The following is a 15,255-nucleotide window of genomic DNA, read 5'->3' as shown; positions in this document are numbered from 1 at the left end:
GTGACGATCATCACACATGCGATCCGCCGACTGATGAAAGATCGAGCAATGTCGATTTTATCCACAGATTACGCGCAGGCCACCGGCAGATTTTCTCTAAAAATTCGATTTTCGTCGCACGTCAAGGCTGTAAATCGAACCAGTAGTGAGTCTTTTCCCCAGTTATCCCACTTTTCTGTGGATAACATGGTGTAAGATCCTGTTTATTGTCAGTGACCAGTTCTGGAAAACCCGTTTACACCGTTTTCATAAGCCGCATGATGAGTTTAAAAAGCCATATAAATCATGGGATTGGTATAGTTACTCAGAAAACGGTAAACTCTATCCACAACGCGCAAAATTAGCGCTCACTTTTTAACCAAAGGTATTGCCCTATGCCCGCTATCGCTCCGCTCGCCTCACCGCCGCAAAGTCAGGAACAGCTGTTGGCCCAGGCCCGCCAGCTGGCCGGCTATTCGCTGGGCGAGCTGGCGGCGCTGGCGGGGATCCCCATTCCGCGCGATCTGAAGCGCGATAAAGGCTGGACGGGCATCCTGCTGGAGCTGTGGCTGGGCGCCAGCGCAGGCAGTAAACCCGAGCAGGATTTCGCCGCGCTGGGGGTCGAGCTCAAAACGATCCCCATCGACAGCCGGGGACGCCCGCTGGAGACCACCTTCGTCTGCGTCGCCCCGTTAACCGGCAATAGCGGCGTCACCTGGGAGAGCAGCCATGTACGGCATAAGCTGCAGCGCGTCCTGTGGATCCCGGTGGAGGGTGAACGCACCATCCCGCTGGCGGCGCGGCGCGTCGGCGCACCGCTGCTGTGGAGCCCGGACGAAGACGAGGAGCGCCAGCTGCGCATGGACTGGGAAGAGCTGATGGATCTCATTGTTCTCGGTGAGGTCGAGCGCATTACCGCCCGCCACGGCGAGGTGCTGCAGTTAAGACCGAAAGCCGCCAACAGCAAGGCGCTGACCGAAGCCATCGGCGCCCGCGGGGAGACAATCCTCACGCTGCCGCGCGGTTTCTATCTGAAAAAGAATTTTACCGCCGCTCTGCTTGCCCGCCATTTCTTGTTACAACACGATTAATTTTTTGTTCTGCGTTGGGGGTTGCATATAATTGCTGCTTTCTATTTTGCAGGACTTTGAACAATGTTATTTGCATGGATAACCGATCCTAACGCCTGGCTGGCGCTGGGCACATTGACGCTGCTGGAGATCGTACTCGGGATCGATAATATTATTTTCCTCTCTCTGGTCGTGGCTAAGCTCCCCACCGCCCAGCGCGCCCATGCGCGCCGGATCGGTTTGATGGGCGCGATGGTCATGCGTCTGGCGCTGCTGGCCTCAATCGCCTGGGTCGTTAAGCTTACCAACCCGCTCTTTACCGTTTTCGGTCAGGAGATCTCGTTTCGCGATCTGATCTTGCTGCTCGGCGGGCTGTTCCTTATCTGGAAAGCCAGTAAAGAGATCCATGAATCTATCGAAGGTGAAGAGGAGGGGCTGAAGACCAACGTCCACTCCTTCCTCGGCGCCATCGTGCAGATCATGCTGCTGGATATCATCTTTAGCCTCGATTCAGTGATCACCGCCGTCGGCCTGTCGGATCATCTGTTCATCATGATGGCGGCGGTGGTGATCGCGGTGGGGGTGATGATGTTCGCCGCGCGACCCATCGGCGATTTTGTTGACCGTCATCCTTCGGTGAAAATGCTGGCGCTGTCGTTTCTGATCCTCGTCGGCTTTACCCTGATGCTGGAAAGCTTCGACGTCCATGTGCCGAAGGGATACATCTATTTCGCCATGTTCTTCTCTATCGCGGTGGAGAGCCTTAACCTGCTGCGTAATAAGAAAAACCCGCTGTAAACCACAAAATTGCAGCCTGGTCACAGGCTGCAACCCTTTTTCAGACTTTACTGCTTTTTATGTCTCACAAATCAGGCTATTAATAGACGGGTATGGGGTGCAGCTACTGAAGAGGTGTTGACGATGAAGAAATGGGCAGTATTGATTTCCGCCGTAGGACTGGCGTTCTCGGTTTCCGGTTGCAGCAGCGATTACGTCATGGCGACCAAAGATGGGCGAATGATCCTGACCGACGGTAAACCTACCGTGGATGACGATACCGGTTTAATCAGTTACGAAGATCAGCAGGGTAATAAAATGCAGATCAATCGTGACGACGTTTCGCAAATCATTAAGCGTTAATCTTTCCCTGTCGGCCCCAGCTTCTGTTGACGCTGCGCTTACCGACCACCAGTCTTTTGAGAAGAGTCGGGATATACCAGGACGCCGCGGGTTTCACCCACCGCCCCTCCTCGTCACCCGGCTTTTTTGATTTTTTACTTCCTCTTTTTCTCACCCTCTGCCATGTTGATACTCCTTTGTCGGGGAATGCCTGACCTTATAAATAAAAAGGAAGCTGGCTATGCAGTATCACCGTATCCCACACAGTTCTCTTGAAATCAGCACCCTCGGGCTGGGAACCATGACTTTTGGCGAACAGAATAGCGAGGCCGATGCCCACCAGCAGCTCGATTACGCGGTTGCCAACGGCATCAACCTGATCGATGTCGCCGAAATGTACCCGGTCCCGCCGCGCCCGGAAACCCAGGGGCTGACTGAAACCTACGTCGGCAACTGGCTGGCGAAACGCGGCAATCGCGAAAAGCTGGTGCTCGCCTCGAAAGTCAGCGGCCCCGCGCGCAATAACGACAGCAGCATTCGGCCCAATCACGTCCTGGACCGCAAAAATATCCGCGAGGCGCTGCACGCCAGCCTGAAGCGGCTGCAGACCGATTATCTCGATTTATATCAGGTTCACTGGCCGCAGCGGCCAACCAACTGCTTTGGCAAGCTGGGCTATACCTGGGCCGACGCCGCGCCCGCCGTGACGCTGCTGGATACCCTCGAAGCGCTGACCGAGTTCCAGCGCGCCGGGAAGATCCGCTACATCGGCGTGTCGAACGAAACCGCCTTCGGCGTGATGCGTTATCTGCACCTGGCGGATAAGCACGACCTCCCGCGGATCGTGACTATTCAGAATCCTTACAGCCTGCTGAACCGCAGCTTTGAAGTCGGCCTCGCGGAAGTGAGTCAGTTCGAAGGCGTGGAGCTGCTGGCCTACTCTTGCCTGGCTTTCGGCACACTGACCGGCAAGTATCTCAACGGTGCGAAGCCGGCGGGGGCGCGCAATACGCTGTTCAGCCGCTTTACGCGCTACAGCAGCGAGCAGTCGCAGAAAGCGGTAGCGGCCTATGTGGATATCGCCAAACGCCACGGCCTCGATCCGGCGCAAATGGCGCTGGCCTTTGTGCGTCGGCAGCCGTTTGTCGCCAGCACCCTGCTGGGGGCGACGACCATGACGCAGCTGCAGGCCAACGTGGAAAGTTTGCAGCTTGAGCTGAGCGAAGAGGTATTAGCGGAGATTGAGGCGGTGCATCAGGTTTATACCTACCCGGCGCCGTAAGAAAGCAAAGCCCCGGGTAAGGCGTATACGCCTTACCCGGGCTATCGAAGAGCAGATATTGGCGAACCCATCGCCCAGTCAAGCGCAGCGCAAGCCGGGAGGTTATTTACGCCGCCCCCAGACCCACAGCGCGGCAATGGCCACGGCGAATACCGCGCCAAAGCCTATCCCCACGGCGACCGGTGGAACGCCCACGCTCACCGCCAGGGAATAGAGCCCCAGCATCAGCAGCATCGCCACGTTCTCACCGAGGTTCTGTACCGCAATGGCGTTACCTGCCCCGACCGAATGTTTCCCACGCTCCTGCAGCAGCGCGTTCAGCGGTACGATAAAGAACCCGCCGAACACCCCGAGCAGCAGCAGCAGACCGAACGCCGGCAGCAGCGACTGCTGCACCGCAAAGGCTATCACCGCGATACCGATCAAAATCCCGGCCGGCATACAGCGCGACACCGTCTCCAGGGTCACCAGCTTCGCCGCCGCCCCGGCACCCAGCACAATCCCCACCGCCACCATCGCATTAAGATAGGTGGGCATGGCGTTGCTGGTAATGCCCAGCGCCACCGGCACCCAGATCACCAGCAGGAAACGCAGGGTCACGCCAGCGCCCCAGAACAGGCTGGTGCCCATCAGCGAAAAGCGGGTTTCGCCGTTGCGCCACAGCGTCCGGCAGGCGCTGAAGAAGCTGTGCGTCATTGGCTTAAAACGCCACGACTGCCCCGGACGCGCTGCCGGCAGCCTGGGTATCCACAGGTTAGCCACTACCGCCCCGCCGTAGACCAGCGCGCAGACGATCAGCGCCGCCAGCACGTGCCAGTCGGCGAGGATCCCGCCGGCCATGGAGCCCAGCAGGATCGCCGCGATGGTCGAGGACTCCATCAGTCCGTTAGCCTTCACTAACTTATCGCCGGTGGTGAGTTCGCCGAGAATGCCATACTTGGCCGGCGAATAGGCGGCGGCGCCAATCCCCACCAGCGTATAGCCGATAAACGGATTGACGCCGAAGCAGATGCAGCCGGCGCCGAGCAGTTTCAGGCCGTTGGCCACCATCATCACCCGGCCTTTGGCAAAGCTATCGGCGAACTGGCCGACAAAGGGGGCAAAGAGGATGTAAGCGCCCACAAACAACATCTGCAAGACCGGCTGGCTCCACTCCGGATAATAGAGCTGCTTCATCAGCGCCAGGGTGGCGAAGAGAAGCGCATTGTCGCCGAAGGCCGACAGGAACTGAGCGCAGATCACCGCCAGCATCCCTTTCGAGTACAGCGAAGGGTTAGTATGTACTGACTCACTCATGGGTTGTTTCCGCCTCGTCGACCATATTTTTCAGGGTGACATAGTCTGGCTTGCCGCTGCCGAGCACCGGTAGCTGTTTCAGCCAGCGTATATCTCGCGGCACCGCCAGCTCCGGTACGCCGTGCTGGCGAGCGTAGCGCAGCAGGGCTTCACGAGTCAGTTCATTATCGGTGGTAAACAGCACCAACGCCTCGCCTTTGCTGGCGTCCTGTTTAATCGCCGTGGCGTGCATTTTGTCCGGCGACGCGCCGAGGGCCACCTGCTCCACCATCTCGAGGGAGATCATCTCGCCGGCGATTTTGGCGAAGCGCTTCGCGCGGCCCTGAATGCGGACATAGCCCTGCTCGTCGAAGGTAACGATATCCCCGGTGTCATACCAGCCCGCTTCCATCTCGCCGTGCTGGTTTTCCGCCGCAGGCGCTTCCAGCACGCCGGGGTTTTCCACCCGCAGGTAGCCTTTCATGATGTTCGGCCCTTTCAGCTGCAGCCGCCCCCCTTGATCAATGCCTGGCATCGCCAGCAGGCGGGCGTCCATCCCCGGCAGGATGCGGCCCACGGTGCCGACCTTCGCCGCCATCGGCACGTTAATCGAGACCACCGGCGCGCACTCGGTCACGCCATAGCCTTCGAGAATGCGCAGGCCGAATTTATCCTGCCACAGCTGTTTGGTGCTCTCCTGCAGCTTCTCCGCCCCGGCGACCACGTAGCGCAGGCGGTAGAAATCGTACGGATTGGCGAAACGGGCATAGTTGGCGAGGAAGGTCGAAGTGCCGAACAGCACCGTACAGTTGCGATCGTAGACCAGCTCCGGCACCACGCGATAGTGCAGCGGGCTGGGATAGAGAAACACTTCCGCCCCGGTAAGCAGCGGCGTCAGCAGGCCGACGGTGAGGCCAAAAGAGTGGAACAGCGGCAGCGCCGACATAAAGCGGTCATTGGCGGTAAAGTCGGCGATAGTTTTGATCTGCTCGACGTTGGACAGCAGACTCTTATGGCTGTGCACCACCCCTTTCGGATTGCCCTCTGAACCGGAGGTGAAGAGGATCATCGCCGCGTCTTCCGGCTGCTGCTTAACCTGCGCCAGACGCGGCGCCAGCAGATGAGCAAAAATCCACAGTTTGTCAGCGAGGGTGATATCGCCTTTAAGATCTTCCAGGAATACCCAGCGCACCTGGGTCAGTTGCTCCGGCAGGTGCCAGAGTTTGCCTTTATCGAGGAAGGTGCGCGAGGTGAAAATGGTGTTGAGCTCCGCGGCGGCTATCGCGCTGCTGAGCCCTTTCACCCCGGCGGTATAGTTCATCATCGCCGGAATACGCCCGCGGGCGATAGCGCCGAAAATCACCGCCGCGCTGATGCCGGCGTTAGGCAGCATCAGGCCGATCTTCTCGCCCGGCTGGCTGTATTTTTCCAGAATGCGGGCGACAAACAGGGTTTTGGTCAGCAGCTTGCGATAGGTATCCGGCTGGAAGTTGATATCCTCCACGCAGGGTTTGCGCGCGCCGAAGCGGTCCTGCGCCGCCAGCAGCGACTCATACAGGGTTTCCCGCGGGCGCACCGCCATCCGGGCTTCCATCATGATCTGATGCAGCATCTCCCCGGCGATCTTCCGCCGGTCGCGGGCGCGCGGCGCCTCGGGCATCGGCAGATGGGTGGGCGGCAGGAGATGCAGCTGAATACGCGGGAACAGGCGACGTTTCACCAGCCCCTTCAGCCGGCTGAAGGGCGTCAGTTCGGCGCCTTCAATACGCAGCGGCACAATGGTCGCCTGCGATTTGGCGGCGACAAAGGCGGCGCCGTCATAAATTTTCATCAGCGAGCCGCTGACCGAAATTCGCCCTTCCGGGAAAATAACCACCGGCCGCCCCTGCTCAATCAGGCGCACCAGATGTTTGATCGACATCGGCTTGGTCGGGTCCAGCGGCACAAAATCGATAATCGGCGTCAGCGCGCGCATAAACCAGCGCTGGCTGATTGAGGTATAGACCGCAAAAACCGGTCGGACCGGCAAAAACAGCGCCAGCAGAATGCCGTCGAGGAAAGAGACGTGGTTCGGGGTGATTAAGACCTTTTGCTGGTATAAAGCCTGCGTGTCGCCGGTCAGTCTGACCCGGTATAACCCCTTGAACAGCAGTCTGAAAAATCCCAAAAGCATAACAACTCCATGTGACCGGTTGATGAGTCAAAGCAGGTTACACGAGAAGGCATGGGAAAGCAGTGCAGCGGGGGGATTTTCGGAATAAAAAAAACCTGCGCATCCGCGCAGGTCGGTGTAAGACGTTCAGTACGAAGAGCGTACCTGAGAAACTCACCTATCAATACCTCTGGGATCTCGATTGTCACGTTTTTTGGCCGTAACGGGCCAGCGGGAAAACGCAAGGGAGTGAGCCTAAGTGCAACGAGGTATTACGATTTTCGCTATCTGTAACAACGCCGATAGCGGGCAAAAAAAAACCTGCGCATCTGCGCAGGCTGGTGTAAGTAAAGTGGTCAACGTGACGTTGACTCCACCTATCAATACCTCTGGGATAGCCAGAATATCAACCGGATCCGCGAACAAACCAGCGAACATTCGCAACAGCGCATCGCAAAGTGTAAGCAAAGGTTTGTATTTCCCTGCGCCGGTTTCAATTACCGATCGCGTCAATGTAAACAGGTCACCGATAAGCCCGCGCTGAATCACATTTGCGCCATTCCTTCGCCGCCGCGCCTTGAATCTGCCGCTCTTTCCCGTAACATAGCAGTATGTAAACGCTTACCCTAGAAAAGGCATGGTATGGCGACTATTAAGGATGTAGCCCGACTCGCAGGAGTCTCCGTCGCTACCGTCTCCCGCGTCATCAACAACTCTCCCAAAGCCAGCGAAGCTTCGCGTCAGTCCGTGGGCGCGGCGATGGAAACCCTGAACTATCACCCCAACGCGAACGCCCGGGCGCTGGCCCAGCAGTCAACGGAAACCGTCGGTCTGGTGGTGGGCGATGTCTCCGACCCCTTCTTCGGCGCGATGGTCAAAGCCGTCGAACAGGTGGCCTACCGCACCGGCAATTTTTTGCTGATTGGCAATGGCTACCACAACGTGCAGAAGGAGCGCCAGGCGATAGAGCAGCTGATCCGCCATCGCTGCGCGGCGCTGGTGGTGCACGCCAAAATGATCCCCGATGAGGAACTGGCGGGGTTAATGAAACAGATCCCCGGCATGGTGCTGATCAACCGCATCCTGCCCGGATATGAAACCCGCTGCGTGGCGCTGGACGACCGCTACGGCGCCTGGCTGGCGACCCGCCATTTGATCCAGCAGGGGCACACGCGTATCGGCTATCTGTGCTCAAACCATGATATCTCCGATGCGGAAGATCGGCTGCAGGGGTACTACGCGGCGCTGGAGGAGAGCGGCCTGCCGTGCAACGACCGGCTGGTCACGTTTGCCGAGCCGGATGAAAGCGGCGGCGAACAGGCGATGACCGAACTGCTTGGCCGCGGCCGCCACTTTAGCGCCGTCGCCTGCTATAACGACTCGATGGCCGCCGGCGCGATGGGGGTGCTGAATGACAACGGCATCGACGTTCCACGGGAGATTTCGCTGATTGGCTTCGACGATGTCCTGATTTCGCGCTATGTCCGCCCGCGGTTGACTACCGTCCGCTATCCGATCGTCACGATGGCGACCCAGGCGGCCGAGCTGGCTTTAGCCCTGGCGGAGCAGCGGCCGGCGCCGGAGATTACCCATCTGTTCAGCCCGACGCTGGTCCGTCGTCACTCGGTGGTCGCCCCGCAGGAAGGCGATAAGTCATAGCGATAGAGGTGCACGGCGGTGGCCGGGTAATCCAGCCCCTCGCCGATGTAGCGCCAGCCGAAGCGTTCATAGAAATCCCGGCAGGCGGAGTAGAGATAGAGCTCCCGAAAGCCCGCGCGGCGGGCATAATCGATCACATGCCGCTGCAGTTTTCCGGCCAGCCCCTGACCGCGGGCGGCGGGCGCGACGTACAGCGCCGCCAGCCAGGGAAACAGATCCTGGCGGCTGATCAAATCGCAGCGCCAGAGGCCAATCGTGCCGAGCAACTGCTCGCCTTCCACCGCAATAAAGGTCAACGGCAGCGCCTCCGCCGTCTGGCTATGCTGCACGATGCTGGCGAAGAATTGCCGCGGCAGCGTCTCGCCGCCAAAGGCCTGCCACAGCCAGTCGGTCACCTGCGGGGCATACTGCGGCGCAGCGTACAGCGGCAGGATCGTCATACCAGCTTCCCCTGAAAAATCGGCACTGAGTCGAACAGATAGCCGTCAAAGTCGGGGGCGTCCTCATCGGACAGCTCCAGCAGGCTGTTTTTGACGTTTTCCAGATGCTGCCACATCGCCTGCCAGGCGCCCATCACATCGCGACGCCGCAGCGCGGCGAGCAGGGTCTGCCGGTCGCCGAGCCATTTCAGCCGCCAGGCGCGGCTGGCAATATGCACATTGAACTGCTGCCACAGCGGGCTGCTGTCCATCTGCAGCCAGATCCGCTCTACCGTCGCCAACAGCATCTGGTTCTGCGTCGCCCCGGCGAGCACCAGATGGAACAGACGAGCGTTATCCTGCGCGGTGTCGTTGAGAGCGATTGCCCGCTGCTCCTGTTCAATAATCCGCTTCAGATTGTCGATATCGGCGCGGGTGGCCATTTTCGCGGCAAAGGCGGCGATGTTGCTCTCCAGCAGCTGGCGCGCCTGGAGAATTTCAAACGGGCCGACGTCGCTGCTGAGCAGCTGCTCCTCTTCGCTGTCGTTCTCGTGGGGAATGCGCATGACATACACCCCGGATCCCTGACGAATATCCACCGTCCCCTGCAGCTCCAGCATCAGCAGCGCTTCGCGCACGATGGTCCGGCTGACGCCATAGGTTTCGGCAATATGGCGTTCCGGCGGCAAACGCGACCCGACCGGGTAGCGCCCCTGCGCGATCTGGGCGCGCAGGTCATCACCAATCTCCTGATAGGGCTTCTTTTCCGGCGGAACTATCGCTTTTTCCACAAAATCACCTGTGCGTTACATGCCTGCGAGTCAAATACGCCGCTATCTTAGCAAATATTGCCCCCGGCTAGCGGTATTCATCATCGATATCCAGCACCAGTTCACGCCGTTCGCCCAGTTGACGAAACCAGTGCGCCGAGGCTTTGGGTCGCCGGGCGCGATGGTTTTGCAGATCGATTTCGATAAGCCCGTAGCGGTTTTTAAAGGCGTTCATCGGCGATACGTTGTCGGTAAACGCCCACAGCATATAGCCCTGGCAGTTGGCCCCTGCCTCGCGGGCGCGCAGGGTGTGCCACAGATGTTCGCTGATAAAACGAATGCGGTAGCTGTCATCGATGACGCCTTCGCGGTTACGGAACTGGCCTTCGTTTTCCACCCCCATCCCGCTCTCCGCCACGAACCACGGGATGTTGCGATAGTCATTTTTTATCCGCATCGCCATATCAAAGATGATTTGCGGGTAGATTTCCCAGCCGCGGGAGGCGTTCATCCGCCGGCCGGGCAGCTCAAACGGCTCATAATACCAGGCCGGATGGAACGGGGTATGCGGATGCCAGGCCCGCGACGGGGCTTTGACCCGGTGCGGGTAGTAAAGATTAATCCCCAGCTCATCGACGGTGTGCTCGCGGATAACCGCCAGATCTTCCTCGCTGGTCTCCCACGTCACCTGATGCTGCTCAAGCAGCGCGAGAAGCTCCGGCGGCCAGACGCCGTGCACCAGCGGGTCGAGGAACATGCGGTTGTAGAATAGATCGTAGATCTCCGCCGCGCGCAGGTCATGGGGGGCGCGTGAGCGTGGGTAGGTCACCTCCGGATTGAGGATGCAGCCGACGGTCCCGGGATAGCCGAGCTCGCGAAACCGCTTCACGACGCTGGCGGTCGCCAGCACCTTATGATAGTTCCACTGCATCCAGGTGCTGGTGTTCTGCTCATAGGGCCAGCGCAGAGCATCCAGATAGACCCGGGTCTGTACCACAATTGGCTCATTAAAGGTAAACCAGCGCGTCACCTTCGGGTGGTAGCGGGCAAACACCTTCTCCGCGTAGCGCACAAACAGCTCAACCACCGTTTTCGACCCCCAGCCGCCATACTTTTCCAGCAGATAGCCGGGCAATTCATAATGCTCAAGGCAGATCATCGGCGTGATGCCGTTGGCCAGCAGCGCATCGAACAGCTGGTCGTAATAGGCCGCATACTCCTCATCCACCGTGACGTTTTCATAGTCGGTCAGAAAGCGCGACCAGTTGATTGAGGTACGGTAGTGGGTCAGCCCGGCCAGCTTCATCAGCTGCACATCTTCCTGAAAGCGGTTGATAAAATCGGTGGCCACCGCCGGGCCATAGCCGTTATGCCAGACGTGGCGATCGTTTTTGTACCAGAGATCGGGCCAGGAGTCCTGCCCTGGTTTTTTCCCGCTCCAGCCTTCGGTCTGCCAGGCGGAAGCCGCCGCGCCAAGGATAAAATCATCGGGAATGGTCATCCGTACGGTAGTCATAGGCTCCTCAGACAGGGTTGGCGGTTTGTTGATTGTCTACCTGACGCTGCGCGGCATCGGCACGGCGGGAGGCGATTTTGACGAAAGGCAGATAGATAAGCACCGCGACGACGATGCAGATAAGCTGGGTCACCACCGCCCCCATCGAGCCGGCGGTGGAGAGCCAGGCGTTGATCAGCGGCGGCGTGGTCCAGGGGACCATCACCACCGCCTTGCCGGCGAAGCCGGTCAGGGTGGCGAAATAGCCGATGCTGCCGGTCACCAGCGGGGTGATGATAAACGGGATGGCGAGGATCGGGTTAAGCATGATCGGCATCCCGAAGATCACCGGCTCGTTAATATTGAACAGCCCCGGGCCTATCGACAGCTTGGCGATCTCTTTCATCTCTTTGCGCCTGGTGGCGATCATCACCGCAATCAGCAGGCCGATGGTCAGCCCCGAGCCGCCGATGCTCATGTAGACATCCCAGAAGGGCATCGTGATGATGTTCGGTACCTCTTTCCCCTGCTCAAAAGCGCTCATATTGACGGTGATCGCTCCCAGCAGCAGCGGCTCGCGGATCGGCTTGATCATCTGGTTGCCGTGAATGCCGATCACCCAGAACAGCTGGGCGACGAACATCAGCAGCAGGATCCCCGGCAGGCTCTGCACCACCCGCTCCAGCGGCTGCTGCACCACCTGGTAGACCGCATCGTAGAGATACATTCCCGTCAGCTGGTGAAAGAGAAAACCAAAGGTGGCGATCGCGGTGGTGGTGATGATCGCCGGGATCAGCGCGGAAAAAGAGGCAGAGACGTTCGGCGGCACGGTATCCGGCATTTTGATCTTCAGTCCCTTGCGCCCCTCCAGCCAGCAGTAAATCTCCACTGACAGAATGGCGATGAACATCCCAAGGAACAGACTGCGGGTATCGGAAAACTGGCGCAGCAGGACATCTTTCACCACGTGCATCTGGCCATCGACCATCATCTCTACCGTGGTCGGCGTGACGCAGATAAAGCAGATCACCGCCAACAGGCCGGGAAACAGGCTTTTGATGCCGTTGATCCGCCCCAGCTCAATACCGATCAGAAACACGGCGCCGATATTGAGGAAGTTGAGCGTAGCGTAGTTTAGCGCGCTGGTGATCGGCTTCAGCGCCGCAAGAAAGGAGAGCGAGGAAAAGCTGGCGAGCCCATTCTTCGGATCCAGCACCATATTGGAGATCAGCACCGAAAAGGCCCCGACGATGATCACCGGCATCAGGGTAATAAACGCCGATTTGATCGCCATAATGTAGCGATAGCTGTTGAATGTCGTCGCGAAACGCCCCAGCGCGTCGATCAGTTTGTCCTGTAATGCCATAAAAGAGTACCTCAGTGTAAAGGGCTTATTGCGGCCAGGTGAACAGCCAGAGACTTTTGGCATACCAAAACATAGTCGCCAGGCAAAAATAGTTCTGTGACAGCGCTCGCAACGCGCACAGTGGTATCCCAAATATCCGATAAAATCGACATTGGCATACCAGAGTCTGTCGGCTCGTCAGTTCCTGCCAAAAGCGTGATCGCGATGGTTTTTCCGCCCCGCCCCGTCGATATGTCCCTTTTCGGTCTGTGATAAACTGCGCTTTACCACGTGAAATCAGGAATCGATGAATGGCTACAATGCTGGATGTCTCAATTCGCGCAGGCGTCTCGAAAGCGACGGTTTCCCGCGTGTTGAACGGCACAGGTCAGGTGAAAGAGAGCACCCGCCAACAGGTCTTTAAAGCGATGGAAGAGCTGGGCTACCGGCCCAATTTCCTTGCACGCTCGCTGGCCAATCAGACCAGCAATAGTATCGGGCTGGTCGTCTCCACCTTTGACGGCTTTTACTTTGGCCGTCTGCTGCAGCAGGCGTCACGCCAGACCGAAGCCTGGGGAAAGCAGCTTATCGTCACCGACGGCCATGATACGCCGGAGCGCGAAGAGGAAGCGGTGCAGATGCTCGCCGACCGGCAGTGCGATGCGATCATCCTCTATACCCGGCACATGAGCGAGAAGGCGATCATGTCGCTGATTAACTCGATCGCCATGCCGCTGGTGGTGATTAACCGCGATGTGGCGCAGGCCCGCGAACGCTGCGTGTTCTTCGAACAGCAGGAAGCCGCCTTCCAGGCCGTGGAGTATCTGATTACCCAGGGCCACCGCGATATCGCCTGCATCACCGTCCCGATGCATACCCCTACCGGCCAGGCTCGCCTGCAGGGCTACCGCAACGCGCTGATAAAACATGGTATTGAGTGGGATCCGAGCCGGGTGAAGTATGGGGACTCGACGATGACTCGCGGCTACGAACTGTGCCGGGAACTGCTGGACGAGAAAGCCCGCTTCAGCGCGCTGTTTTCCTGTAACGATGATATGGCGCTGGGGGCGTCAAAGGCGCTGCATCAGGCGGGGCTGCGTATTCCACAGGATGTGTCGCTGTTTGGCTTCGACGATGCGCCAAGCGCGAAATGGCTGGAGCCGGGGCTGTCGACGGTTTATCTGCCGATCGACAACATGATCACTACGGCTATCGACCAGGCAATCAAGCTTGCCAATCAGCAGCCGATAGAAACGATCCCGCCGTTTACCGGCACGCTGGTGCTTCGCGAGTCGGTGACGACGGGACCTTTTTTTAAATAAGCTCTAAGGCCAGCAGCTCCTGGATGGTCTGGCGACGGCGGATCAGCCGCGCCTTGCCGCCATCAAACAGCACCTCCGGCAGCAGCGGACGGCTGTTATAGTTGGACGACATCGAAGCCCCGTAGGCGCCGGTGTCATGGAGCACCAGATAATCCCCAGGCGCTACCGCCGGCAGCAGGCGGGTCTCGACTTTGCCCCCCTCCTGCTGGGTAAAGACATCCCCGGATTCGCACAGCGGCCCGGCCACCACGGTTTCGACCTGCGGCGCGGCGCTGAGATCCCGGCCATCCGCCGCCAGAGCGGTGATATGGTGATAGCTACCGTACATTGCCGGGCGCATCAGGTCGTTAAAGCCGGCGTCAATCAGCACGAAGTGACGGCTGCCCATCTCTTTCACGCTGCGCACCTGCGACACCAGCACGCCGGACTCGGCCACCAGGAAGCGCCCGGGCTCAATCTCCAGTTTCACCGGGTGCCCCAGATGGGCCGCGATCTGCTCCCGGGCGCGGTTCCACAGGCCATAATAGTGGGCGGTGTCGATGGCCTCTTCACCTTCGCGGTAAGGAATCGACAGACCGCCGCCGGCGGAGATGGCCTGCAGATCCTGGCCAAAGTCGACGACCTGGCGCACCATCGCGCCGCACACCTGCTCCAGGTGACCATAGTCAACGCCAGAGCCGATATGCATATGGATCCCGACCAGCTGCAGCTGATAGCGTCGCATCACTTCCAGCGCCGCCGGCAGGTGGCTGTACCAGATGCCATGCTTGCTATTCTCACCGCCAGTATTGGTTTTCTGGCTGTGGCCGTGGCCAAAGCCCGGGTTGACGCGCAGCCAGACGCGATGGCCCGGCGACACCTCGCCCAGCTGGCTCAGCATGTCGATCGAGCCGGCGTTCACCGGGATCTGTAACGCCTTCACCCGATCGAGGGTGGCGTCGTCGATCAGATCGGCGGTGAAGACAATATCCTCGGGATTCTGCTGCGGATCGTAGCCTGCCGCCAGCGCCCGCTCGATCTCCCCCAGCGACACCGAGTCCACCTTCACCCCCTGCTCACGCATCAGACGCAGAATATGAATGTTAGAGCAGGCTTTTTGCGCAAAACGCACCACGTCGAACTGGCTGAGCTGGGCTATCTGGCGGCGAATAATCTGCGCATCATAGACCCAGACCGGGCAGCCAAATTCCGCCGGCAGGCGCAGCAGGTTGTCCGCGGTCAGGTCAGTATCGGTGGCGTAAAGCGAGTGTGGCATAAGAACTCCGGTGCAGTGCGTGTGTTGGTCGCTGTTTTTTCTGATTACGCCACAGTGACAGACGAATAAAAAATATCGTTTTATCGCGACTCTATGCAAAAATGATATGGTTT

The 15,255-nt window shown here is 59.0% G+C and carries 13 protein-coding genes and 1 pseudogene; 7 read left to right on the top strand and 7 right to left on the bottom strand.

What is annotated here, in order from left to right:
- Nucleotides 1-145: 145 nt before the first annotated feature.
- The 5 genes and pseudogenes from KB890_RS18940 to KB890_RS18920 all read left to right on the top strand — a co-directional run.
- Nucleotides 146-286: pseudogene (locus KB890_RS18940) on the top strand (hypothetical protein); the annotation flags it as partial.
- An 88-nt stretch (nucleotides 287-374) separates the two neighbouring features.
- Nucleotides 375-1,070, top strand: coding sequence for a DNA mismatch repair endonuclease MutH (mutH, locus tag KB890_RS18935; RefSeq protein WP_004143967.1), 696 nt, complete (start codon nucleotides 375-377; stop codon nucleotides 1,068-1,070).
- A gap of 63 nt (nucleotides 1,071-1,133) precedes the next feature.
- Nucleotides 1,134-1,847 carry a TerC family protein gene (locus KB890_RS18930; protein ID WP_002915973.1) on the top strand — a complete coding sequence of 238 codons (714 nt, stop codon included), beginning with the start codon at nucleotides 1,134-1,136 and terminating at the stop codon, nucleotides 1,845-1,847.
- 123 nt (nucleotides 1,848-1,970) lie between these two features.
- A complete protein-coding gene (locus KB890_RS18925; RefSeq protein ID WP_002915974.1) occupies nucleotides 1,971-2,189 on the top strand; it encodes a YgdI/YgdR family lipoprotein in 219 nt (72 codons plus the stop codon).
- Between the two features lie 220 nt (nucleotides 2,190-2,409).
- A complete protein-coding gene (locus KB890_RS18920; RefSeq protein WP_002915975.1) occupies nucleotides 2,410-3,450 on the top strand; it encodes an NADP(H)-dependent aldo-keto reductase in 1,041 nt (346 codons plus the stop codon).
- 102 nt (nucleotides 3,451-3,552) lie between these two features.
- Here the strand turns inward: KB890_RS18920 and lplT are convergent, their stop codons facing one another.
- Entirely contained in the window at nucleotides 3,553-4,746 is a 1,194-nt protein-coding gene (lplT, locus tag KB890_RS18915) for a lysophospholipid transporter LplT (protein WP_002915976.1), read from the bottom strand.
- Entirely contained in the window at nucleotides 4,739-6,898 is a 2,160-nt protein-coding gene (gene aas, locus KB890_RS18910; RefSeq protein WP_002915977.1) for a bifunctional acyl-ACP--phospholipid O-acyltransferase/long-chain-fatty-acid--ACP ligase, read from the bottom strand. Before aas ends, lplT begins: the two co-directional genes overlap by 8 nt.
- A 621-nt stretch (nucleotides 6,899-7,519) precedes the next feature.
- On the opposite strand from aas, the gene galR reads away from it, so the two are divergent.
- Nucleotides 7,520-8,536 (top strand): HTH-type transcriptional regulator GalR, encoded by a 1,017-nt coding sequence (galR, locus tag KB890_RS18900; RefSeq protein ID WP_002915981.1) that lies wholly within the window; start codon nucleotides 7,520-7,522, stop codon nucleotides 8,534-8,536.
- On the opposite strand, the gene KB890_RS18895 is transcribed toward galR, so the two are convergent.
- The 4 genes from KB890_RS18895 to KB890_RS18880 form a co-directional block, all read right to left on the bottom strand.
- The gene (locus KB890_RS18895; RefSeq protein WP_002915983.1) at nucleotides 8,497-8,976 is read right to left on the bottom strand and encodes a GNAT family N-acetyltransferase; all 480 of its coding nucleotides are present in this window, start codon (nucleotides 8,974-8,976) and stop codon (nucleotides 8,497-8,499) included. The two genes, galR and KB890_RS18895, sit on opposite strands and share 40 nt — an antisense overlap.
- Nucleotides 8,973-9,746 carry a GntR family transcriptional regulator gene (locus tag KB890_RS18890; protein WP_002915985.1) on the bottom strand — a complete coding sequence of 258 codons (774 nt, stop codon included), beginning with the start codon at nucleotides 9,744-9,746 and terminating at the stop codon, nucleotides 8,973-8,975. Before KB890_RS18890 ends, KB890_RS18895 begins: the two co-directional genes overlap by 4 nt.
- A gap of 67 nt (nucleotides 9,747-9,813) precedes the next feature.
- Nucleotides 9,814-11,241 carry a glycoside hydrolase family 1 protein gene (locus KB890_RS18885; RefSeq protein WP_004174521.1) on the bottom strand — a complete coding sequence of 476 codons (1,428 nt, stop codon included), beginning with the start codon at nucleotides 11,239-11,241 and terminating at the stop codon, nucleotides 9,814-9,816.
- 7 nt (nucleotides 11,242-11,248) lie between these two features.
- A complete protein-coding gene (locus tag KB890_RS18880; RefSeq protein WP_004174520.1) occupies nucleotides 11,249-12,586 on the bottom strand; it encodes a PTS sugar transporter subunit IIC in 1,338 nt (445 codons plus the stop codon).
- Between the two features lie 299 nt (nucleotides 12,587-12,885).
- On the opposite strand from KB890_RS18880, the gene KB890_RS18875 reads away from it, so the two are divergent.
- Nucleotides 12,886-13,887, top strand: a complete 1,002-nt coding sequence (locus KB890_RS18875) for a LacI family DNA-binding transcriptional regulator (RefSeq protein WP_004229436.1) — start codon at nucleotides 12,886-12,888, stop codon at nucleotides 13,885-13,887.
- On the opposite strand, the gene lysA is transcribed toward KB890_RS18875, so the two are convergent.
- Nucleotides 13,880-15,142 carry a diaminopimelate decarboxylase gene (lysA, locus tag KB890_RS18870; protein ID WP_004181191.1) on the bottom strand — a complete coding sequence of 421 codons (1,263 nt, stop codon included), beginning with the start codon at nucleotides 15,140-15,142 and terminating at the stop codon, nucleotides 13,880-13,882. The genes KB890_RS18875 and lysA overlap by 8 nt on opposite strands.
- Nucleotides 15,143-15,255: the final 113 nt, after the last annotated feature.

Origin of the sequence: Klebsiella sp. P1954 (genome assembly GCF_018199955.1) — a bacterium.
In the GTDB taxonomy this organism is placed as follows: Bacteria; Pseudomonadota; Gammaproteobacteria; order Enterobacterales; family Enterobacteriaceae; genus Klebsiella; species Klebsiella pneumoniae.
This window is presented reverse-complemented; position numbering and strand designations above follow the sequence as displayed.